Here is a 20761-nt window from a genome sequence, read left to right as displayed (position 1 = left end):
ATGACCGGTATCCTGACAGCGTTGCGTCGCGTGAGCGCCCCGGTGACGGTGGTCCTCACCCTGGCATGGCCTTTCGTTATCCTGCTCGGCATCAGGCTTAACATCATGCGCTGGATGATTCCGGTGATGGCGCTGTTGCTGGTGGTCAGGCTGTATCAGGCGCGACGGCTTGCCGGGCCGGGACGCTTTATGTCCGCCGGCGTCGCGATCGCGGGTATCACGTTATGCCTCGCGAGCCTCACGCTCAGACAGCACGATCTCCTGTTGTGGTATCCGGTTGTGGTGAATGCGGTGATGCTGATGCTGTTCGGCGGTTCGCTCTGGCGCGGTATGCCGCTGGTCGAGCGCCTCGCGCGGTTGCGCGACCCTGAACTGCCCCGCGCGCCGTGAGCTACACCCGTCGGGTCACGCAAATCTGGTGCCTCTTTTTTATTTTCAATGGCGCGATAGCCGCCGCTACTTGCCTCGCTGGCGATATGTCGCTATGGACGCTCTGGAACGGCGCCATCGCTTATCTGCTCATGGGGCTTTTGATGGCGGGTGAATGGCTGGTGCGTCGTCGTATTATTCAGCGGAGCGCCGTATGACCGCCTCTACGCTGCCTGTGGCCGAGTGGCTGAGCGCGCCGCGGCCTGACGATACCGTTGTCGCCTGGTCGTGCGAACGAGAATGGACGCTGGGGCAGTTACGCATTGACGTTTCACAACTCACGCAGACGCTGCTGGCGCAGCCTGGCGAACGCTGGGCGCTCTGCTTTGAAGACAGCTACCTGTTTACTACCGCGCTGCTGGCGGCGCTCCATGCGGGTAAGGTGCCGGTCATTCCGGGCCATCGCCGCATCGCGGTATTACGGGAGCAGCGCGGGTTATTCAGCGGCATTCTGACCGATCATCCGATGGACTGGGGCGGCCCGACGCTTATCGTTGCGGCAGGCGCGCCGGATGACGCGCCGCCCCCCGCGCTGCCGCCGTTAACGCCGGACAGTTATGTCGAGTTGTTCACGTCCGGATCGACCGGTCAACCGCGGCGGGTACGCAAACCCGTCGCCTGTCTTGATAACGAGGCCGCTTTGCTGGCGCAGCGCTTCGCGCATCGCCTGGAAGGGTGTCGCGTAGTGGCGTCGGTCGTGCCGCAACATCTCTATGGCCTGACGTTTCGCATCATGTTGCCCATGGCGCTTGGTCTGCCGCTGCATACCGCGATGCTCTATTACGCCGAGCAGCTTGCCGCGCTGCCTTGCGGTCACACATACGCCTTTATCAGCAGCCCGGCATTCCTTAAACGTCTCGATAAACAGCTCGCCGCGCCGTCGCTGTCATTGATTATTTCCGCAGGCGGCATGCTGCCCTGGCAGGATGTTCAGCATACCGTGGACTGGACTGACGTCACGCCGGATGAGATCTACGGCAGTACCGAGACGGGGGTGCTCGCGTGGCGCTACCGTGCGCAGGATGATGCTCCCTGGCAGCCTTTTCCGGGCGTCGTCCTCAGGCAAGAGCAGGCACGCTGGCGCGTGTTCTCAGACATCATTCCCGAGCGCGAAGGGCTGCTGCTGGACGATGCGCTCCATGTGCTGGAGAGCGGACAGTTTCATCTGGCGGGGCGCCAGGGGCGTGTCGTTAAAATCGAAGAAAAAAGAGTTTCATTAAGCGATATAGAACGCCGGATGCTCATGATTGAAGGCATCCATGAGGTCGCAGCGTTGCCAGTCACGCGCGGCGGACGTCAGGGCGTCGGGGTTCTGGTCGTCCTCAATGGCGAAGGCGCTCGCCAGCAACAGCACAGCACCGGCAAACAGCTTGAGCTGTCATGGCGCCGCGCTCTGCTCCCGTGGCTTGAGCCGGTCGCTATCCCCCGTTACTGGCGCATCGTGGATGAAATTCCGGTCAACAGTATGAACAAGCGTGTCTATGCGCAATTAGAGGAACTCTTTCATGACCCCTCCTGAAATCCAACGACACCAGCCGTCGCCCGCGCAGGCTGAAATCGTGTTGCGCCTTGATCCCACGCTTTTCTGGTTTAAAGGGCATTTCCCGGTGCAGCCGTTGCTGCCAGGCGTGGCGCAGCTGGACTGGGTCATGCGCTATGCCGGTGAACTCGTTGCGCCCGGCTACCGGTTTCAGGGCATTCAGAATGTGAAGTTTCAGGCGCCGCTACTGCCGGGCTGCGATGTCCTGCTTTCGCTCGACTGGAATGAGGCGCGCGGCGTGCTGAGCTTCAGCTATCACCGGCTGGCGGGGGACGCGCGCATTCTCTCCAGCAGCGGGAAAATCAAGCTATGTCGCTGACTGCCGCTTCCTTTCGTCCGTGTGTGGTTATCCCGTGTTACAACCATGGCAGCCTGATTGAAAAGGTGTTGCAACGCCTGGCGCCCTTTGCTCTGCCTTGCTTCATCATTGATGACGGCAGCGATGAGACCACGCGCGCCGCGCTGGACGAACTGCCGCAACGTTATCCCTCGCTGACGCTGGTGCGTCTCGCCCGTAATTCAGGCAAAGGCGTCGCGGTGATGGAAGGGCTGCGCCACGTCGCGCAGCAGGGTTTTACGCACGCGGTGCAAGTCGATGCCGACGGACAGCATGCCATTGAAGATATCCCGGCCTTTTTATCGCTGGCGCAACGCCATCCCGACGCGCTGATCTCCGGTCATCCGGTGTATGACGCCTCGATGCCGCGCGCCCGACGCTACGGGCGTTGGGTCACGCATGTCTGGGTCTGGATAGAAACGCTGTCGCTCTCCCTGAAAGACAGCATGTGTGGATTTCGCGTCTATCCGATCGCGCCGACGCTCGCGCTGGCGCAGCGCCATCCGCCCGGCAAACGGATGGATTTCGATACGGAGATCATGGTGCGCCTCTACTGGCGGGGCCATCCCACTTACTTTATTCCCACCCGCGTCACCTATCCGCAGGATGGCATATCGCATTTCGATGCGCTGCGCGATAACTGCCGGATCTCCTGGATGCATACGCGCCTTTTCTTCGGCATGTTGCCGCGCGCGCCGGGGCTATTATGGCGTCGACGCCAGCAACACTGGGCGCGCCAGAAGGAAAGAAAAGGCCTGCTGGGGATGCGCATTATGATCGCGGTCTGGCGCCTTCTGGGACGCAGAGCGTTTGATGCGCTGTTGCGCCCGGTGGTGGCCGTGTACTGGCTGAGCGCCGGTGAGGCCCGTCAGGCATCACGCCAGTGGCTTTCCCGCGTTCAACAAACCCTGGCGATGCGCCAGCAGAACGCGCCGGAGCCGCTTAGCAGCTATCGCCACTTTTTACGTTTCGGCGAGGCCATGCTCAATAAAATCGCCAGCTGGCGCGGTGAATTGCGTCCTGGCAGCGAGGTGGTTATTTCGCCGCAAGCGCAGGAGGCGATCGCCGAAACGCCCCAACGGGGACGGCTCTTGCTGGCCTCGCACCTGGGCGATGTCGAAGCCTGCCGCGCGCTGGCGGAACGACACGGCAATCTCGTTATTAATGCGCTGGTCTTTAGCGAAAATGCGCAGCGTTTTAAGCAAATCATGGAAGAGGTCGCGCCGCGCGCCGGGGTCAATCTCATCTCTGTAACGGATATCGGCCCCGACACGGCGATGCTGCTGAAAGAAAAACTCGATCGCGGCGAATGGGTGGCGATCGTCGGCGATCGCATCGCGGTGAATCCGCAGCGCGGCGGCCAGTGGCGCGTTATCTGGAGCGCATTTATGGGCCAGCCCGCGCCTTTTCCTCAGGGGCCTTTCATCCTCGCGGCCGCGCTCCGTTGCCCGGTCGATCTGGTCTTCGCGCTACATCTTAAAGGAAAACTGCATCTGTTCCTGGAGCCTTTCGCCGACCCGCTGAAGCTGCCGCGCGGCCAGCGCGAGCAAGGGCTACAGGACGCGGTTGACCACTATGCCGCACGCCTGGAGCATTACGCGCTTCAGGCGCCGCTCGAATGGTTCAACTTTTATGATTTCTGGCGCCTGCCCGACGCGGCGGATGACCGGAAAAAGGAGTCTTAACGTGTTAAACGACCCGCGTTTCACCGCAGAAGTGGAGCTCGCCATCCCTTTTCACGACGTCGATTCAATGGGCGTGGTCTGGCATGGCAACTACTTTCGCTATTTTGAAATCGCCCGTGAGGCGTTACTTAACCAGTTCAATTATGGATACCGGCAGATGAAAGCCTCCGGCTACGTATGGCCGGTCGTTGATACGCGGGTGAAATATCGCGATGCCCTGACCTTTGAGCAACGCATCCGGGTACGCGCCGTCATCGAAGAGTATGAAAACCGCTTACGTATCGGTTACACGATTTTCGATGCGCAAACCCATAAACGCACCACGACGGGCTACACCATTCAGGTCGCTGTTGAAGAGGCGAGCCGGGAGCTGTGTTTCGTCAGCCCGGCCATTCTGTTCGAGCGAATGGGAGTGACATTATGAGATTCTGGCCGCTTTTCTTGCTGCTTTGCGGGCCGTTCGCCAGCGCCGTGACGCTTGATGAACTCCAGCAGCGTTTTACGCAGCAACCGGTTGTTCGCGCCCATTTCGAACAAACCCGCGCCATTAAAGATATGCCTCAGCCGCTGCGTTCGCAGGGCGAGATGATTATCGCGCGCGATAAAGGCTTGCTCTGGCGGCAGACGCGCCCCTTCCCGATGACCCTGTTGCTGGACGACGCGCGGATGGCGCAGCAAATCAACGACCAGCCGCCGCAGGTCGTCACGGCACAAAACAACCCGCAGATGTTCCAGTTCAATCACCTGCTCCGCGCGCTTTTTCAGGCGGATCGACAGGTGCTGGAGCAGAATTTCCGCATCGATTTTCAGGACAACGGTCAGGGCCGCTGGCGGCTGATGCTGACGCCCGTCACGACCCCGCTGGATAAAATTTTCGCCTCTATCGAACTGAAGGGACGCGATTATCTGGAAACCATTAACTTGTCTGACAAACAAGGCGACCAGACCGGGATCGTCTTTAGCCAGCACCGCCTTGAGCCTGCGACACTGACCGATGATGAACGTCAACGTTTTGCTTTCTGAATACCCACGGCGTTTCGCCTGGGCCTGGCTTGGCCTCTGTCTGCTGCTGGCGGCAACGCTCTGTGCGCTGCTGCCGCACGCGCGTATTAACAGCAGCGTGCTGGCGCTGTTGCCGCAACAGACATTAGGCGAGATCCCGCCTGCGCTGCATGACGGCTTTATGCAGCGTCTCGACCGCCAGGTAGTGTGGATGGTCAGCCCTGGAAAAACGCCGGACCCGCAGGTAGCGCAACGCTGGCTGGACGAGCTGCGTCGCCAGCCCTTTCTGCGCGACGTCAAAGGCCCGATGGATGCCGCTCAGCAGCAGGCATGGGGCGCGTTTTTCTTTCAGCACCGCAACGGCAATCTGGACGCGCAAACCCGCAGCCGCCTGGAAAAGGGCGGCGAAGCGCAAGCGCAATGGATCCTCTCGCAGCTCTATTCGGCGTTTTCTGGCGTCAGCGGCAAAGAGTTACAAAATGACCCATTGATGCTGGTGCGCGGCGCGCAAATGGCCATGGCGCAAAATACCAGCCGTCTGCGCCTGATGCAGGGCTGGCTGACGGCGCAGGACGATCGGGGCAATTACTGGTACCTGCTGCATGGCGAACTGGCCGGCTCATCATTCGATATGCGCCAGACGCATGAGATAGTCACCACACTCAAAGCGCGCGAGCAGGCGCTGAAAGCCGCATTTCCCCACGCCGATGTGCTCTCGCGCGGCACCGCGTTTTATAGCGATTACGCCAGCCAGCAGGCGAAACAGGATGTCTCTACGTTAGGGCTGGCGACCATTCTTGGCGTTATTGCGCTTATCGTGGCGACCTTTCGCTCGCTGCGCCCGCTGGTGCTGTGCCTGCTTTCTGTCGGTACCGGGGCGCTGGCGGGCAGCGCCGTGACGCTGCTGGTTTTCGGCGAACTGCACCTGATGACGCTGGTCATGAGCGTCAGCATTATCGGCATCTCCGCGGACTACACGCTCTATTATCTGACCGAAAGGCTGATCCACGGACAGGAGGCCTCGGCGCAGCAAAGCATGGCGAAGGTCGGCAAAACGCTGTTGCAGGCGCTGCTGACCACCGTCGCGGCGTACCTTGTGATGATGCTTGCCCCCTTCCCGGGCATCCGTCAGATGGCGCTGTTCGCGGCCGTCGGGCTGAGCGCCTCCTGCCTGACGGTGATTTTCTGGCATCCGCTGCTGTGCCGGGGTCTGCCGGTGCGCCCGGCGCCCGCGATATCGCTGCTACTGCCCGCGCTTGCCGCCTGGCGGCGCGATAAGCGTCTTATTGTCGGGCTGCCGGTTATCATTGCGCTGATGTCGGCCGCCGGGATCGCCACGCTGCGCGTCGATGATGATATCGCGCAGTTGCAGGCGCTTCCGGCGGGTTTACTGGCGCAGGAGAAAACGATCGCCGCGCTCACAGGCCAGGGCAGCGATCAAAAATGGTTCGTTATCTATGCCAGGACGCCGGAAGAAACCTTGCAGCGTATGGAGGCTTTCGCCCCTGTGCTTGAAAAAGCGCGGAAGGAAGGTTTACTGACGCAATACCGTCTGATTCCGATAAATTCCAGCGCCCGCCAGCAGCGCGATCTGGCCTTGATCCAGGCCGCCGCGCCGACCATCAACGCCACGCTTTCGCAGACGGGCATTACGGTTCCCTCCATCAATACGTCCGCGATGCCCGTAACGCTTGAGGCGTGGCTCGCCAGCCCGGCCAGCGAAGGCTGGCGTCTGATGTGGCTGACGCTGCCCGATGGCGCCAGCGGCGCGCTGGTGCCCGTGGACGGCGTGCGCGACAGCGCGGCGTTAAGCACGCTGGCGGCGCGTCAGCCCGGCGTCGCCTGGGTAGACCGGAAGGCGTCGTTTGACGCGCTCTTTTCGCTCTACCGCCATGTGCTGACGGGCCTGTTAGGCGTGGCATTAATCATTATCGCGCTCGGCGCCGTGATACGCCTGGGATGGCGCAAAGGACTGATAAGCCTGCTGCCATCGCTGCTTTCGCTGGGCGCGGGTCTGGCCGCGCTCGCCTTTACCGGCCAGCCGCTGAATATCTTTTCGTTGCTGGCGCTGGTGCTGGTACTGGGCATTGGCATTAACTACACGCTCTTTTTCAGCAACCCGCGCGGTACGCCATTGACCTCGCTGGTCGCCATTACGCTTGCCATGATCACGACCCTGCTGACGCTGGGCATGCTGGTCTTCAGCGCCACACAGGCGATTAGCGGCTTCGGCACGGTGCTGTGCAGCGGCATCTTTGTCGCCTTTTTATTATCTCCTCTGGCCATGCCGGAACGTCGCAAAGCGAGAAAATCACGATGAAAAATAGCCTCTGGCAGGCGGGCATGCTGCTCGCGTTATCACTGCTTGGCGGATGCGCGCCCCATTCAGACGGGCAGAATGACCCGCATCCGCAGGCATGGCTGAAGCCGGGCGTGCGCGTCACGCTGCCGCCGCCGGGTATAACGCCTGCCGTCAGCAGCCAGCAATTGCTGACCGGCGAATTCAACGGACAAAAGCAATCGCTGCTGGTGATGCTAAATGCCGACCATGAAAAAATCACGCTGGCGGGGCTCTCGTCCGTCGGTATTCGCCTGTTTCTGGCCACTTACGACAGCCGCGGCATCCACACCGAGCAATCTATCGTCGTTCCACAGTTGCCGCCTGCAAGCCAGGTGCTGGCCGATATTATGCTGAGCCACTGGCCGGTCGACGCCTGGCGTTCACGGTTACCGGCAGGCTGGACGCTGGAAGATCGGGGTTTACGCCGCGAGCTGCGCGATAACAACGGACACGTGGTGACACAGATTACCTATCTGCAACGCGGCGCACGTCGTGAGCCCATCAGTATTGAGCAGAAGGTCTTCCACTATCACATCACGATTCAATATCTGGACGACTGAGATGATTTACGTTTCCGCCATGGGCATGGTGAGCGCGCTCGGCACCTCGCTTGATGAAACTGCGGCAAGCCTGCAAAGCGGCGTCGTACCCGGCATGAAAGCGCGCAAAGGCTGGCTGCAACAAGACCAGGAGGCCGTGCTGGGCGGTGTTGAAGGCCCGCTGCCGCCTGTTCCGGATGCGTTTCGCGCGCACCGCTCCCGCAATAATCAGCTCCTGCTGGCGGCGCTGGCGCAAATCCAGCCGCAGGTTGACGAGGCGATTGCGCGCTACGGTCGCGATCGGGTAGCCGTCGTGCTGGGCACCAGTACCTCTGGCCTGGATGAAAGCGACCGACATCTGGAAGCTCATCTGAACGAGGGCGATGCCACCGACTGGCACTACTATCAGCAAGAGTTAGGCGATCCATCGCGGTTTCTTGCCGCATGGCTGAGTCTGCATGGTCCGGCATTTACGCTTTCCACGGCCTGCTCCTCAAGCGCCAGAGCGGTAATCAGCGGTAAGCGACTGATTAACGCGGGGCTGGCGGACGTCGCTATCGTCGGCGGCGCCGATACGTTAAGCCGGATGCCGGTGAATGGCTTTGACAGTCTGGAGTCTTTCTCCGCGCGCCTGTGCGAGCCCTTTGGCCGCGACCGCTGCGGCATTACCATCGGCGAAGGCGCGGGACTCATGCTGCTGACGGCCGAGCCGCAGGCTATTGCGCTGCTTGGTACGGGCGAATCCAGCGACGCCTATCATATTTCCGCTCCGCATCCGGAAGGCGAAGGCGCCATTCGCGCTATCGACCAGGCGCTGCGCGAAGCAGGACTGGCCCCGGACGATATCGGCTATATCAACCTGCACGGCACCGCCACGCCGCTCAACGATAAAATCGAATCGCGCGTCGTGCACAGGATCTTCGGCAACCGCGTGCCCTGTAGTTCGACCAAGCACCTCACCGGCCATACGCTGGGCGCCGCCGGGATTTGCGAAGCGGTAATAAGCGCGCTTATCCTGGCGCGTTCGCTGCCGCTGCCATCACAAGATTTTGCACGTTATTCGCCCGATGAAACGCTGCCCGATTGCGGCATTCTGCATGCCCCTGCGCCACTGCGTCGGCCTTACGTGCTTTCTAACTCATTCGCTTTTGGCGGGAATAATACCAGCCTGTTATTCGGGAGGATGTCGTGACCCCTTACCTGGCGCCTGGCGCCTATTTACCCCATGAAACGCCGATGCTGCTGCTGGAAAGCGTCCTTGCCGTCAGCGAAAACACGGCACGTTGTCGCGTGACGATATCGCCGCAAGGGGTACTGGCGCCGTTTCTGACGGCGGAAGGCGAATTGCCCGCGTGGTATGCGATGGAACTGATGGCGCAGACGGTGGGCGTATGGTCGGGCTGGCATCGTATTTCGCGCGGCGAACCGGGCATCGCGCTCGGCATGATTCTGGGCGCACGCGATCTGCAATGCCAGCACAGCGCATTCCCGCAGGGCAGCACGCTTGATATCGACGTCACGCTGCTTTTGCAGGATGAAAAGTTTGGCAGCTTCGAGGCCACGATTCATTGCGGCGAGATCTGCTTCGCCCGCGGGCGCATTAACACCTTTCAGCCGGATAACGCCGAGCTGAACCAGCTATTTTCTCAGGGAGCCCCAACATGAGTCGTTCCGTTCTGGTTACCGGGGCCAGCAAAGGCATTGGCCGGGCGATCGCTCGTCAGCTGGCTGCCGATGGTTTTACCATCGGGGTGCATTATCACCGTGATGAACACGGCGCGCAGGAGACGCTGCGCGAGATTATCGAGGCAGGCGGCGCAGGCCGTTTGCTCTGTTTCGACGTGAGCCAGCGTGAGGCGTGCCGCGAGACGCTTGAGGCCGATATGGCGCAACACGGCGCCTGGTATGGCGTCGTCAGCAACGCGGGTATTACGCGCGACGCCGCCTTCCCGGCGCTCAGCGACAGCGACTGGGACGACGTTATCCACACCAACCTCGACAGTTTCTATAACGTGGTGCAGCCCTGCATTATGCCGATGATCGCCGCTCGTCAGGGGGGAAGGATAGTCACCGTCTCCTCTGTGTCCGGCATCATGGGCAACCGTGGACAGGTCAATTACAGCGCGGCTAAAGCGGGCATTATCGGCGCGACCAAAGCGCTGGCCATCGAGCTTGCGAAGCGCAAAATCACCGTCAACTGCATCGCGCCGGGGCTTATTGATACCGGCATGATTGAGATGGAAGAGGCTGCATTAAAAGAGGCGATGAGCATCATTCCAATGAAACGTATGGGGCAGGCGGATGAAGTCGCGGGCCTCGCCAGCTATCTGATGTCAGATATCGCAGGCTACGTTACCCGCCAGGTCATTTCCATCAATGGAGGCATGTTATGATGCGCCGCGTCGTGATTACCGGTATGGCGGGCGTTACCGCCTTTGGCGAAACCTGGCGCAGCGTGGCGCAGCGTCTGAAGGCGGGCGAAAACGCGGTGCGTAAAATGCCGGAATGGCAGGTCTATGACGGGCTGCATACGCTGCTGGGCGCGCCGATCGACGATTTTGTCACGCCGGAGCACTATACCCGCAAACGCATTCGCTCCATGGGCCGGGTCTCGCTGATGTCGACCCGCGCAACGGAGCTGGCGCTGGACATGGCGGGCCTGCTGGACGCCCCCGTTCTGACCAACGGCGAAACCGGCATCGCCTATGGGTCTTCCACAGGAAGCACCGGCCCGGTGAGTGAGTTCGCCACCATGCTGACGGAAAAGCACACCAACAATATTACCGGCACTACCTATGTACAGATGATGCCGCATACCACCGCCGTCAATACCGGTCTCTTTTTTGGGCTGAAAGGCCGCGTGATCCCGACATCCAGCGCCTGCACCTCCGGCAGCCAGGCCATTGGTTATGCCTGGGAGGCGATTCGTCACGGTTACCAGACGGTGATGGTCGCAGGCGGCGCGGAAGAGTTATGTCCATCCGAAGCCGCGGTTTTCGACACGCTGTTCGCCACCAGCCAGCGCAACGATGCGCCGAAAACTACGCCCGCGCCGTTCGATAAAGACCGCGACGGCCTGGTGATTGGCGAAGGCGCCGGGACGTTAATTCTGGAAGAGCTGGAACATGCCAAAGCACGCGGCGCCACCATCTATGGCGAGATCGTGAGCTTTTACACCAACTGCGACGCGGCGCATATTACGCAGCCGCAGCGGGAAACGATGCAGATCTGCATTGAACGGGCGCTGAAAATGGCGGAACTCGATGCGCGTGATATCGGTTATATCTGCGCGCATGGCACCGCGACCGACCGGGGCGATATCGCCGAATCGCAGGCGACCGCCGCCGTGTTTGGCGACCATACCCCCCTTTCTTCGCTGAAAAGTTATTTTGGCCATACGCTGGGGGCCTGCGGCGCGCTGGAGGCCTGGATGAGCCTCGAAATGATGCGAGAAGGCTGGTTTGCGCCAACGCTTAATCTGCGTCAGCCCGATGAGCAGTGCGGCGCGCTTGATTACATTATGGGCGAGTCACGCGCTATCGATTGCGAATTTATCCAGACCAATAACTTTGCCTTTGGGGGCATCAATACCTCGCTGGTACTGCGTCGCTGGGTTTAACCGTGCTGCGCGTCATTATCGGTGAGATCCCCTCGCTCAGTACCCCTCAGGCTGTTGCGCGCTGGCTGTCGCCTGCCCTGCGCGCGCAACAGCCGTCGGGCAAACGTCAGGCGAGCTGGCTTGCCGGACGAGTGATGCTGGCCTGGGCTGTCGGTACGCGCGGGCTGCCGCCGCTTGAAACAGACCCCCACGGCAAACCTTTTCTGCCGCACCGTCCGGAGCTGGCCTTTAACCTGAGCCACAGCGATGGCGTTGTGGCGCTGACTCTTAGCGATGCGGGAGCGGTGGGCTGCGATATCGAAAGGATCCGCCCGCGAGGGAGCTGGCCATCGCTGGCACGCGCGATATTCAGCGAAGAGGAACAGGCGATGTTATCCGCGCTGCCTGAGGAAGCCAGGCTGCCGGCGTTCTGGCAATGCTGGACCCGGCGTGAAGCGCATCTCAAACAGCGAGGCGGCGCAGTGTGGGAACTCTTACAGGCGCCAGCTATTCTCACGCCGCCTGAAGGCGTTTTTCTCAGTGATTGCCGCATTGAGGATCTACAGATAGCGGTTTGCGCCTGCGTGCCGTGCAAGGATATCGGCAAACGCCTCGAATCCCTGACGCTCGCCTCGCTTTAACGAATCACACCACGCGCCGCGCCGCAAGATAACGTGCGCGCCAGTAGTCGTTGCTGAGGCTGGAGATGGTCACGCCTTTTTCTTTCGAGGCGTGGATGAACTGATTGTCACCGATATAAACCCCCACATGGCGCTGTTGCGGGCCGGTGCTGAAAAACACCAGATCCCCCGGTTGCAGCGCCGTTTTTCTTACCGCTTTGCCCTTTTTGAGCTGCTGCCAGGTCGTGCGCGGCAGTGAAACGCTTGCCGATTCGGCAAACAGATGCTGCATCAGCGCGGAGCAATCGACGCCGCGGTGCGTCGTGCCGCCTAAGTGATAACGGGTGCCCTTCCAGCCTGCATAACGGCTTAACAATGCGTGTTTAAGCCGCGGGTGCTGCGGCGTGGACATATGAAAGCGAGAGGAGAAGCCCGGCGCGGCATCGTGATAATGCCAGGACGGGGGCAGCGCGGCGCTGAAGGCCGGGGCTGCAAGCAGTGAGGTAAAATAAAAAACATTATTAAAAAACGCATCGCGATCGTTACCGTCTCGTGTTGTTGCTCCTTACCCGGTCAGGAAGTGCGCTCCGTATGTGCTTCCTCTGACGGGGCGCAACGTTAACGGCTGGCGATAAAACAGACTATCGACTCTCACTACATTCGTTTGTTACTCCTCTTTCATCGACCCCGACACGCGCTGCGCAACCCGTTCATTCGCCGAAGAATAAACGCCATTTTTATACGCCAGGCCTTTCTTTTTACGGGATTTTTACACCGCCGCCTGCAGGAAAACGCTAGCCTTTGACCATCGCCCGAGCGGCTCACAAGAAGCGTGACCTATGTTCTCCTTTGCCCTTACTCCCTGGTTTAAACCCCTGAGCCCGACAGCGGCGCCTTCCGGTCAGGAACCGATGATGTTCTCTACGTTGCTGAATACCTGGATGCTGGCGGGCGCGCCGGTTTCCTTTCGTCAGGAGGCCGACGCTTACCTGCGTGAATATCCGCATACCCGCCACGTCGATATTTATCTGCATGACCTGAACGGCTGCCGCCGCGGCAAGCGCATCAGCGCTGAGAGCCTGCGCGCGCTGGCGCAGGGCTGCTATTTCCCGCTGTCGGTGTATGCCATGGATACCGAGGGGCGCGTCGTTGAAAGCGCCGTCGCCCGGCACGAGCCGGACAGGCTCTGCCTGCCGGTCAGCGGCACGCTGCGCCCCTGCGCAAGCGATCCGGAACATCACGCCCAGTTACTGCTCGCGATGCAGGACCCTGACGGCGCAGGCTGCGCGCTGGAGCCGCGCGTCGTGCTGGAGCGCCTGCTGGCGCAGTTCCATGCGCGCGGCATCTATCCGGTCATCGCGCCGGAGGTGGAGTTTTATTTACAGGCGCAGGACGGCGCGCCGCCGACGTCGCGCTGTTTTGATATCGACATGCCGGGCCGCGACAGCGCGCTGCTGGAGGCGATGGAAACCGAAGCGCGACGCCAGGGTTTGCCTGTCTGCGGCATCGTGGCGGAAGCGGAAGCGGGCCAGTTCGAACTCAATTTTAACCACACCCCGCGCGTGGTGGAGATGTGCGATCGGGTGCTGGCGGCGCGGCGGCTGGCGCATCAGGTGGCGGAAAAACAGGGCTACTTCGCAAGTTTTATGGCCAAACCGCGTTCTGAGCTGGCAGGCAGCGGCCTGCACGTTCATATCAGCCTGAACGACGCGCAGGGCAATAACCTTTTCACGGGCGCGGCGGGCAGCCCGAACGTAATGATGCGCCGCAGCCTGAGCGGCCTGCTGGCGCTGATGCCCGCAAGCGTCGCGCTGGTCACGCCGGGCGCGAATGCCTTCCGGCGGCTGCGTAAGAGCCTGAACGAACCGCTGTTTTCCTCGTGGGGCTATAACGATCGCTCGGCGGCGCTGCGCCTGCCCTGCGCGGACCCGACCCGTCAACGTATCGAATACCGGCTGGCGAGCGCCGACGCCAACCCGTATCTCGTGGCGGCCGCGGCGCTCGCGGGCATTCTCTATGGCCTTGATCATCCGTTAACGCTGCCGGAGGCGGGCGCGAGCACAGATTTGCCTGCACTGCCGCTCTTCTGGCCGGACGCGCTCGCGCGTTTTCAGGAGGCGGACTGGCTTCGGCAACAGCTGGGCGCGCCGTTCAGCGACGCCTGGCTTGCCTGCAAACGTCAGGAGCTGGCCCGGTTCGAAAGTGAAGTCACCGACGCGGAAATACGCGCCCATCACCATTAATCACGCGGAAAAAAGAGGTGAGTCATGTCTCGCTTAGTCATGATATCCAGCCGCTGCGGCGTGCCGCACGGCGCCGATGCGCAGGCGGAAGCCCTGCACGACATCATGCGCCAGCGCGGCGGCCTGTGGATGGGCTGGAGCGGCGCTGTCGGCCTTGCCGGGGAACCACGCCGCATCGCGGTGCGGGAAACGGCGGGCTATACGCGCCAGCGCTGGGATATGTCGCCTGCGGAATATACCGATTACTATCACGGCTACGTGCATCAGGCGCTGTGGCCGGTGTTCCATAACCGCCCCGATCTCGCCACGCACCAGAAAAGCGCGTTCAGCGCCTATAAAGCGTGGAACGAGGCGGTGGCGGAGATGGCGGCTGAGGAGATTTGCCCGGATGACATCGTCTGGGTGCAGGATTATCACCTGATCCCGCTCGGACGCGGCCTGAAAGAGGCGGGCCTGCTGAACCCGTGTGGTTTCTTTTTGCATCAGCCGTTCCCGCCAGGCGATGTGTTCAGAACGCTGCCGGAGCATGACTGGCTGATGCGCTCGCTCTTTTTCTACGATCTGATTGGGTTTCAGTCCGGCAGCGATGTGAATAATTTCCTGCTGTGCGTGATGCGCCACTACCGCACGGAGCGGCTGTCCGCCACCACGCTTCGGGTCAACGGTCACATTATTAACGTCGGCGTGTTTCCCTGCGGCGTGGCGACGCATCGCCCGACACGCCACGCGCCGCTCGCCCAAAAAAACGGCGCGTTATATTCGCGTAAGCTTATCGTCAGCGACGATGTGATAAACGATATCAGCGGCATTCACTACCGTATCGACGCCATGCGTAACCTGCTGAACAACCATCCGCAATACCTGCGCGACGTCACGCTGTTGCAGCTGAGCGACCCGGCGAAAGAGTACCCGCACTTCTCGCCGCAGCTTGAGCGGCAGCTGGCGCGCTTTTGCAGCGAAGTGAACGGCGCGTTTGGCGATTTGAGCTGGTTCCCGGTGAATTATCTGCATAACGACGCGCTGAACCGGCGCGCTATCGCCGGGATTTACGCACGCTCCCGCGCCGCGCTGTTTACGCCACTGTCAGAAGGCGTGAGCCTGAGCGCGAAAGCCTATGTCCTGGCGCAGGACGCCGCCGATCCGGGCGTGCTGATCCTCTCGCAGTGCAGCGGCACGGCGGAGCAGCTGAAAGGCGCGATGGTGGTCAACCCGTATGACGCCAGCGAGCTTAGCGAAGCGCTGCATTCGGCGCTCGCGATGCCGCTGGCGGAGCGAAAACAGCGCCATGCGGCGCTGCTCACGCAGGTGCGACAGTATGATAATCAGTGGTGGGCGAGCGCCTTTCTCGACGCGCTGGATGGCATGCCCGCGCCGCCGCGCTTTCCACGCCAGCGCGGTATTTTCACGCCGCAGAATCTCTACTGACGACGTTATTCGGCAAGCGCCTGGGCGCAGGCCCAGGCAGAGCTCCAGGCCCACTGGAAGTTATAACCGCCCAGCCAGCCGGTGACGTCCACGACTTCGCCGATAAAATAGAGCCCCGGCACGTTGCGCGCCTCCATGGTGCGGGAGGAAAGCTCATGGGTATCCACCCCGCCGAGCGTCACTTCCGCAGTGCGGTAGCCTTCGGTGCCGTTGGGCTGGACGCGCCAGCCGTGCAGCGTCTCCAGGAGTTCCTGCTGCTGACGGCTGTTGAGCTGTTTCAGCGTCACATCCGGAAGTTGCCCGAGGCTTTGCAGGCACTCCACCAGCCGCTTCGGCAGCAGCATGGCGAGCGTGTTTTTCAGGCTCTGATTCGGATGCGCGGCGCGCTGTTCGTCGATAAACGCCCCGGCGTCCGTATCCGGCAGGAGGTTAACGGTGACCCACTCCCCCGGCTGCCAGTAGCTGGAGATCTGCAAAATCGCCGGGCCGGAAAGCCCGCGATGGGTAAAGAGAATGCTTTCGCGAAAGACGGTGCCGTTATCGGCGGTGACGACCGCAGGCACCGAGACGCCGGAAAGCGTCTGGATCTGCTCAAGCAACGGCTTATGCAGCGTAAACGGCACCAGGCCCGCGCGGGTCGGCAACACCTTCAGGCCGAACTGCTCCGCCACTTTATAGCCAAACGGCGTGGCGCCGAGGCCCGGCATCGACAGGCCGCCGCTGGCGATGACCAGCTTCGGCGTCTGCGCCGCGCCGCCATTGAGCGTCAGTGTATAGCCGCTGTCGTCGCGCGCGATCTCCAGCACTTCACTGCGCAGCCGCACGGTCACGCCGCCTTTGTCGCACTCCGCCATCAGCATGGCGACGATCTGCTCCGCCGAGTCGTCGCAGAAAAGCTGCCCGAGGGTTTTCTCATGCCAGGCGATGCCATGCTTGCCCACCAGATCGATAAAATCCCACTGGGTGTAGCGCGCCAGCGCCGATTTACAGAAGTGCGGATTGGCGCTGAGGTAAGCGGCTGGCTCAATGTAGAGGTTGGTAAAATTGCAGCGTCCGCCGCCGGACATCAGGATTTTACGCCCCGGTTTTTTGCCGTTATCCAGCACTAACACCCGGCGCCCCGCCTGCCCGGCCAGCGCCGCGCAGAATAATCCTGCCGCGCCCGCCCCTACGATGATGGCATCAAACTGTTCCACAACCCTTCCTCATTGCCGTTAAGGCCGCGAATTGTAAAGTTTCCTCTCTGGTCGCACCAGACAAAACCCTGTTACAATTTCTAATAAATTGAATTTAAAAGGTAATCTCTTTAGTGAAATTGACGCTTCAGTGACACCGATTAAAAAAAGTCTATATTTCACTTTGCCCACGCCGCCGTTGTCTTAGATAATGCGCCGCGTTCATGTCCTCAAAATGGCGTAACGTCCTATGCTACATTTGTTTGCCGGGCTGGATTTACACACTGGCCTGTTACTATTGCTTGCTCTGGGATTTGTACTGTTTTATGAAGCTATCAACGGCTTCCATGATACGGCAAACGCAGTCGCAACGGTTATCTACACACGTGCTATGCGATCGCAGCTTGCGGTGGCTATGGCGGCTCTCTTTAACTTCCTCGGTGTTCTGCTTGGCGGCTTAAGCGTAGCCTATGCGATTGTGCATATGCTGCCGACCGATCTGCTGCTTAACGTAGGCTCCGCCCATGGCCTGGCGATGGTCTTTTCCATGCTGCTGGCCGCGATTATCTGGAACCTTGGCACCTGGTATCTGGGCCTGCCGGCGTCCAGTTCCCATACGCTCATCGGCGCTATCATCGGGATTGGTCTCACCAACGCCCTGATGACCGGCACCTCCGTGGTGGATGCGCTGAATATCCCGAAAGTGCTGAACATTTTCGGCTCCCTGATCATTTCGCCGATTGTCGGCCTGGTGTTCGCGGGCGGCCTGGTGTTCCTGCTGCGTCGCTACTGGAGCGGCACCAAAAAACGCGCCCGCATCCACCTGACCCCCGCCGAGCGTGAAAAGAAAGACGGTAAGAAAAAACCGCCGTTCTGGACCCGCATTGCGCTGATCCTCTCCGCTATCGGCGTGAGTTTCTCGCACGGCGCGAACGACGGTCAGAAAGGCATCGGCCTGATTATGCTGGTGCTGATTGGCGTGGCGCCTGCGGGCTTTGTGGTGAACATGAACGCCTCCGGCTATGACATCACCCGCACCCGCGATGCTATCAGCAACGTTGAAACGTACTTCCAGCAGCACCCGGCGGCGCTGCGTCAGGTCGCAGGCACAGAGCCGGTGATCCCGACGCCGGAGCAGGTGAACCCGACGGATAATCCGAAAGAGTTCCACTGCGACGCCAGCCGCGCCATCGTGGCGCTGGATCGCGCTAAAACGATGCTTAACAACATCGACAGCTACGACAAGCTGAGCGTGGAACAGCGCAGCCATCTGCGCCGCATCATGCTGTGCATCTCTGACACCACCGATAAAGTGGCGAAGCTCAAAGAGACCAGCGCCGACGATCAGCGTCTGCTGAAGAACCTGAAAGCCGACATGCTCAGCACCATCGAGTATGCGCCGGTCTGGATAATCATGGCGGTCGCGCTGGCGCTTGGCGTGGGTACGATGATTGGCTGGCGCCGCGTGGCGACGACCATCGGTGAGAAAATCGGTAAGAAAGGCATGACCTACGCACAGGGCATGTCGGCGCAGATGACGGCGGCAGTGTCCATCGGCATCGCGAGCTACACCGGTATGCCGGTTTCCACGACGCACGTGCTGTCATCGTCTGTCGCGGGCACCATGATCGTCGACGGCGGCGGTCTGCAGCGCAAAACCGTCACCAGCATCCTGATGGCATGGGTCTTCACCCTGCCGGCATCTATCCTGCTCTCAGGCGTGCTGTACTGGATTGCGTTGCGTTTCGTATAAGCGAACTGGCGTGAACGGTAAGAAGCGGGTCAGGAAACTGACCCGCTTTTTTAATGCCAAATCATCAGGCCGATTAAGCTAATAATCACCAGCCCGCATAAAGCGCTGGTCAAAATAAACAGGCGGCGCACACGTTCGCAGCGGCGAATAAATTCGTCGTCATGATGATCGAGATAACGCTGCCAGTAGATATACCAGACGAGGCGAATCTGCTTACTCGGCTGACCATGCGCGGTAAAAAAGCCGCCGCCATCCACATACTGATACAGCAGCGGATCGCATCCCCGTAGCACCACCAGCAGCGCGCGTAACGATGAGAAATAACGCGCCATATTAATAACGCAAACCAAGAATAAGGCCCAAAACAGCGCGACGGTGCTGATCATACTTTCCCCCCGACGACTCGCATGGAAAGCAATGGCTCCCCAATACCTGAAAGACTGTTCTGTGAAGCGTGCATGCGTGAAAATCGATCGGGTTCACATTTATTCACCCGAACGGCTTTTTTAATAGTGTAGGAGATCCGGTAATTTTTTTACCACATCGTTAATCCTTATCAACGCTTGCTGACCCATTTTCCGCTTAAATGTATGCGACCCCGGCGGATTGACGGATGTACCAGGGCGCTATAAGGTAAAATTAGCTTTAGCACTAAGTCTTTACGCCGGAATGAGTTCCCGCGATTGTGGTACGCAGGACGCGGGCACGGGGATGACGCCGCAGGTAGCTTGCGCCATCCAGTCCACTGGTCATCGACATCTTATGGAAGGAGTAACACTATGGCTTATAAACATATTCTTATCGCGGTCGATCTGTCCCCTGAAAGTAAGGTACTGGTAGATAAAGCGGTATCCATGGCGCGTCCCTACAACGCGAAAATTTCTCTGATTCATGTCGATGTGAATTATTCCGACCTTTACACCGGGTTGATCGACGTTAACCTGGGCGACATGCAGAAGCGTATCTCTGAAGAGACGCACCACGCGCTGACTGAGCTTTCCACCAATGCGGGCTATCCGATTACCGAAACCCTGAGCGGCAGCGGCGATCTGGGCCAGGTGCTGGTCGACGCCATTAAGAAATACGATGTGGATCTGGTGGTGTGCGGACATCATCAGGATTTCTGGAGCAAGCTGATGTCTTCCGCCCGTCAGCTCATCAACACCGTTCATATCGATATGCTGATCGTCCCGCTGCGCGACGACGAAGAGGCGTAAGGGTGGCGGCGGGTGCGCGACGCTTACCCGCCCTACGAGCCTTTAACCGTGAAAAAGGCGCTGCCGGACGGCAGCGCCACACTGAAGCCAATCGTTGTCAGGCTGGCGTGCCCGTGTAGATATCAAACCGATGGCCTTTCGTCACTACGGCGTTTGGCGTCGCGACGTCGCCGAGCGGCGGCGCGTAATCCGGGCGTTTGACGACCACGCGCTTCATGGCGAGCCTGCGGGCGGGCGCCAGCAAGCCGTCGGCGTCCAGATCCGGCCCCACCAGCGACTGAAACACCCGCATCTCCTTTTTCACCAGCGCGCTTTTCTGCTTATGCGGAAACATCGGATCGAGATAGACCACATCCGGGCGCGGCGTTATCGCGTCAAGCGCCGTCAGGCTGGAGGCGTGAATAAGCTGTAACCGCTCGCGCAGCCACGGCCCGATCTCCGCATCCTGATAGCCGCGCGCCAGGCCGTCGTCCAGCAGCGCCGCGACAACCGGGTTGCGCTCCAGCATTCGCACGTGACACCCCACCGACGCCAGCACGAACGCATCGCGCCCAAGTCCCGCCGTGGCGTCCACCACCTGCGGCAGGTAGCCGCCTTTAATGCCGACCGCTTTCGCCACCGCCTCGCCGCGTCCGCCGCCGAACTTACGCCGGTGCGCCATCGCGCCCTCGACGAAATCGACAAAAATCCCGCCAAGCTTTGGCTCGTCGCGCTTGCGCAGTTCAAGATGCGCAGGCGTCATCACCAACGCCATCGGGTTATCCGCGTCGTGCGTCAGCCCCCAGCGGGCCGCCAGAACAGATAAGGCGCCGTCTCCGGCGCCTGTTTCATCAATAAGACAAATGTTCACGCGTATT

At 60.5% G+C, this 20761-nt stretch carries 20 protein-coding genes and 1 pseudogene; 17 read left to right on the top strand and 4 right to left on the bottom strand.

Going from position 1 to position 20761, the window contains the following annotated elements; translation table 11 throughout:
* The 13 genes and pseudogenes from AB8W27_RS01030 (at position 1) to acpT (ending at position 12112) form a co-directional block, all read left to right on the top strand.
* Positions 1 to 587, top strand: a pseudogene (locus AB8W27_RS01030) (hypothetical protein).
* Positions 584 to 1948, top strand: coding sequence for an AMP-binding protein (locus tag AB8W27_RS01025; RefSeq protein ID WP_041924024.1), 1365 nt, complete (start codon positions 584 to 586; stop codon positions 1946 to 1948). The pseudogene AB8W27_RS01030 and the gene AB8W27_RS01025 overlap by 4 nt, the downstream one beginning before the upstream one ends.
* The gene (locus tag AB8W27_RS01020; RefSeq protein ID WP_007765172.1) at positions 1935 to 2288 is read left to right on the top strand and encodes a hydroxymyristoyl-ACP dehydratase; all 354 of its coding nucleotides are present in this window, start codon (positions 1935 to 1937) and stop codon (positions 2286 to 2288) included. The genes AB8W27_RS01025 and AB8W27_RS01020 overlap by 14 nt, the downstream gene beginning before the upstream one ends.
* Positions 2279 to 3991 (top strand): glycosyltransferase, encoded by a 1713-nt coding sequence (locus AB8W27_RS01015; RefSeq protein WP_015742823.1) that lies wholly within the window; start codon positions 2279 to 2281, stop codon positions 3989 to 3991. Before AB8W27_RS01020 ends, AB8W27_RS01015 begins: the two co-directional genes overlap by 10 nt.
* A gap of 1 nt (position 3992) precedes the next feature.
* Entirely contained in the window at positions 3993 to 4415 is a 423-nt protein-coding gene (locus AB8W27_RS01010) for a thioesterase family protein (RefSeq protein ID WP_007765180.1), read from the top strand.
* Positions 4412 to 5014, top strand: a complete 603-nt coding sequence (locus tag AB8W27_RS01005; RefSeq protein ID WP_041924025.1) for an outer membrane lipoprotein carrier protein LolA — start codon at positions 4412 to 4414, stop codon at positions 5012 to 5014. Before AB8W27_RS01010 ends, AB8W27_RS01005 begins: the two co-directional genes overlap by 4 nt.
* Positions 4986 to 7313 carry an MMPL family transporter gene (locus tag AB8W27_RS01000; RefSeq protein ID WP_041924026.1) on the top strand — a complete coding sequence of 776 codons (2328 nt, stop codon included), beginning with the start codon at positions 4986 to 4988 and terminating at the stop codon, positions 7311 to 7313. The genes AB8W27_RS01005 and AB8W27_RS01000 overlap by 29 nt, the downstream gene beginning before the upstream one ends.
* Positions 7310 to 7894, top strand: coding sequence for a DUF3261 domain-containing protein (locus tag AB8W27_RS00995; protein WP_041924027.1), 585 nt, complete (start codon positions 7310 to 7312; stop codon positions 7892 to 7894). Before AB8W27_RS01000 ends, AB8W27_RS00995 begins: the two co-directional genes overlap by 4 nt.
* A gap of 1 nt (position 7895) precedes the next feature.
* A complete protein-coding gene (locus AB8W27_RS00990; RefSeq protein ID WP_015742827.1) occupies positions 7896 to 9065 on the top strand; it encodes a beta-ketoacyl-[acyl-carrier-protein] synthase family protein in 1170 nt (389 codons plus the stop codon).
* Entirely contained in the window at positions 9062 to 9538 is a 477-nt protein-coding gene (locus AB8W27_RS00985) for a 3-hydroxy-fatty acyl-ACP dehydratase (RefSeq protein WP_015742828.1), read from the top strand. The genes AB8W27_RS00990 and AB8W27_RS00985 overlap by 4 nt, the downstream gene beginning before the upstream one ends.
* Complete coding sequence (locus AB8W27_RS00980; protein WP_015742829.1) at positions 9535 to 10266, top strand: 3-ketoacyl-ACP reductase FabG2; 732 nt, start codon at positions 9535 to 9537, stop codon at positions 10264 to 10266. The genes AB8W27_RS00985 and AB8W27_RS00980 overlap by 4 nt, the downstream gene beginning before the upstream one ends.
* Positions 10263 to 11492 (top strand): beta-ketoacyl-ACP synthase, encoded by a 1230-nt coding sequence (locus tag AB8W27_RS00975; RefSeq protein ID WP_015742830.1) that lies wholly within the window; start codon positions 10263 to 10265, stop codon positions 11490 to 11492. Before AB8W27_RS00980 ends, AB8W27_RS00975 begins: the two co-directional genes overlap by 4 nt.
* A gap of 2 nt (positions 11493 to 11494) precedes the next feature.
* Complete coding sequence (acpT, locus tag AB8W27_RS00970; RefSeq protein ID WP_041924028.1) at positions 11495 to 12112, top strand: 4'-phosphopantetheinyl transferase AcpT; 618 nt, start codon at positions 11495 to 11497, stop codon at positions 12110 to 12112.
* A gap of 4 nt (positions 12113 to 12116) precedes the next feature.
* Here the strand turns inward: acpT and AB8W27_RS00965 are convergent, their stop codons facing one another.
* Positions 12117 to 12503, bottom strand: coding sequence for an NlpC/P60 family protein (locus AB8W27_RS00965; protein ID WP_369832991.1), 387 nt, complete (start codon positions 12501 to 12503; stop codon positions 12117 to 12119).
* A gap of 427 nt (positions 12504 to 12930) precedes the next feature.
* On the opposite strand from AB8W27_RS00965, the gene AB8W27_RS00960 reads away from it, so the two are divergent.
* Positions 12931 to 14334, top strand: coding sequence for a glutamine synthetase family protein (locus tag AB8W27_RS00960; protein ID WP_041924030.1), 1404 nt, complete (start codon positions 12931 to 12933; stop codon positions 14332 to 14334).
* 24 nt (positions 14335 to 14358) lie between these two features.
* On the top strand, positions 14359 to 15759 hold the full coding sequence (locus AB8W27_RS00955) for a trehalose-6-phosphate synthase (protein ID WP_015742834.1): 1401 nt from the start codon (positions 14359 to 14361) through the stop codon (positions 15757 to 15759).
* 5 nt (positions 15760 to 15764) lie between these two features.
* On the opposite strand, the gene AB8W27_RS00950 is transcribed toward AB8W27_RS00955, so the two are convergent.
* Entirely contained in the window at positions 15765 to 16955 is a 1191-nt protein-coding gene (locus tag AB8W27_RS00950) for an NAD(P)/FAD-dependent oxidoreductase (RefSeq protein ID WP_015742835.1), read from the bottom strand.
* A 229-nt stretch (positions 16956 to 17184) separates the two neighbouring features.
* On the opposite strand from AB8W27_RS00950, the gene pitA reads away from it, so the two are divergent.
* Entirely contained in the window at positions 17185 to 18687 is a 1503-nt protein-coding gene (gene pitA, locus AB8W27_RS00945; protein WP_041924031.1) for an inorganic phosphate transporter PitA, read from the top strand.
* 50 nt (positions 18688 to 18737) lie between these two features.
* Here pitA and uspB read toward each other — a convergent pair whose 3' ends face one another.
* Positions 18738 to 19073, bottom strand: coding sequence for a universal stress protein UspB (gene uspB / locus AB8W27_RS00940; protein WP_015742837.1), 336 nt, complete (start codon positions 19071 to 19073; stop codon positions 18738 to 18740).
* 393 nt (positions 19074 to 19466) lie between these two features.
* Here uspB and uspA point away from each other — a divergent pair, with 393 nt between their 5' ends.
* Complete coding sequence (uspA, locus tag AB8W27_RS00935; RefSeq protein ID WP_004388310.1) at positions 19467 to 19904, top strand: universal stress protein UspA; 438 nt, start codon at positions 19467 to 19469, stop codon at positions 19902 to 19904.
* Between the two features lie 97 nt (positions 19905 to 20001).
* Here uspA and rsmJ read toward each other — a convergent pair whose 3' ends face one another.
* Positions 20002 to 20754 (bottom strand): 16S rRNA (guanine(1516)-N(2))-methyltransferase RsmJ, encoded by a 753-nt coding sequence (rsmJ, locus tag AB8W27_RS00930; RefSeq protein WP_041924032.1) that lies wholly within the window; start codon positions 20752 to 20754, stop codon positions 20002 to 20004.
* Between the last annotated feature and the right edge of the window lie 7 nt (positions 20755 to 20761).

It is taken from the genome of Cronobacter turicensis (assembly GCF_041222865.1).
GTDB classification, from domain to species: domain Bacteria; phylum Pseudomonadota; class Gammaproteobacteria; order Enterobacterales; family Enterobacteriaceae; genus Cronobacter; species Cronobacter turicensis.
The sequence above is the reverse complement of the archived record's forward strand: the minus strand, read 5'-3'. Positions and strand labels throughout refer to the sequence as shown.

What these genes read in the sequence shown, in the direction of transcription:
- AB8W27_RS01025 (WP_041924024.1), top strand. Translation starts at nt 584, where the DNA reads ATGACCGCCTCTACGCTGCCTGTGGCCGAGTGGCTGAGCGCGCCGCGG.
- AB8W27_RS01020 (WP_007765172.1), top strand. Translation starts at nt 1,935, where the DNA reads ATGACCCCTCCTGAAATCCAACGACACCAGCCGTCGCCCGCGCAGGCT.
- AB8W27_RS01015 (WP_015742823.1), top strand. Translation starts at nt 2,279, where the DNA reads ATGTCGCTGACTGCCGCTTCCTTTCGTCCGTGTGTGGTTATCCCGTGT.
- AB8W27_RS01005 (WP_041924025.1), top strand. Translation starts at nt 4,412, where the DNA reads ATGAGATTCTGGCCGCTTTTCTTGCTGCTTTGCGGGCCGTTCGCCAGC.
- AB8W27_RS01000 (WP_041924026.1), top strand. Translation starts at nt 4,986, where the DNA reads ATGATGAACGTCAACGTTTTGCTTTCTGAATACCCACGGCGTTTCGCC.
- AB8W27_RS00995 (WP_041924027.1), top strand. Translation starts at nt 7,310, where the DNA reads ATGAAAAATAGCCTCTGGCAGGCGGGCATGCTGCTCGCGTTATCACTG.
- AB8W27_RS00990 (WP_015742827.1), top strand. Translation starts at nt 7,896, where the DNA reads ATGATTTACGTTTCCGCCATGGGCATGGTGAGCGCGCTCGGCACCTCG.
- AB8W27_RS00980 (WP_015742829.1), top strand. Translation starts at nt 9,535, where the DNA reads ATGAGTCGTTCCGTTCTGGTTACCGGGGCCAGCAAAGGCATTGGCCGG.
- AB8W27_RS00975 (WP_015742830.1), top strand. Translation starts at nt 10,263, where the DNA reads ATGATGCGCCGCGTCGTGATTACCGGTATGGCGGGCGTTACCGCCTTT.
- AB8W27_RS00965 (WP_369832991.1), bottom strand. Translation starts at nt 12,503, where the DNA reads ATGTCCACGCCGCAGCACCCGCGGCTTAAACACGCATTGTTAAGCCGT.
- AB8W27_RS00960 (WP_041924030.1), top strand. Translation starts at nt 12,931, where the DNA reads ATGTTCTCCTTTGCCCTTACTCCCTGGTTTAAACCCCTGAGCCCGACA.
- AB8W27_RS00955 (WP_015742834.1), top strand. Translation starts at nt 14,359, where the DNA reads ATGTCTCGCTTAGTCATGATATCCAGCCGCTGCGGCGTGCCGCACGGC.
- pitA (WP_041924031.1), top strand. Translation starts at nt 17,185, where the DNA reads ATGCTACATTTGTTTGCCGGGCTGGATTTACACACTGGCCTGTTACTA.
- uspB (WP_015742837.1), bottom strand. Translation starts at nt 19,073, where the DNA reads ATGATCAGCACCGTCGCGCTGTTTTGGGCCTTATTCTTGGTTTGCGTT.
- uspA (WP_004388310.1), top strand. Translation starts at nt 19,467, where the DNA reads ATGGCTTATAAACATATTCTTATCGCGGTCGATCTGTCCCCTGAAAGT.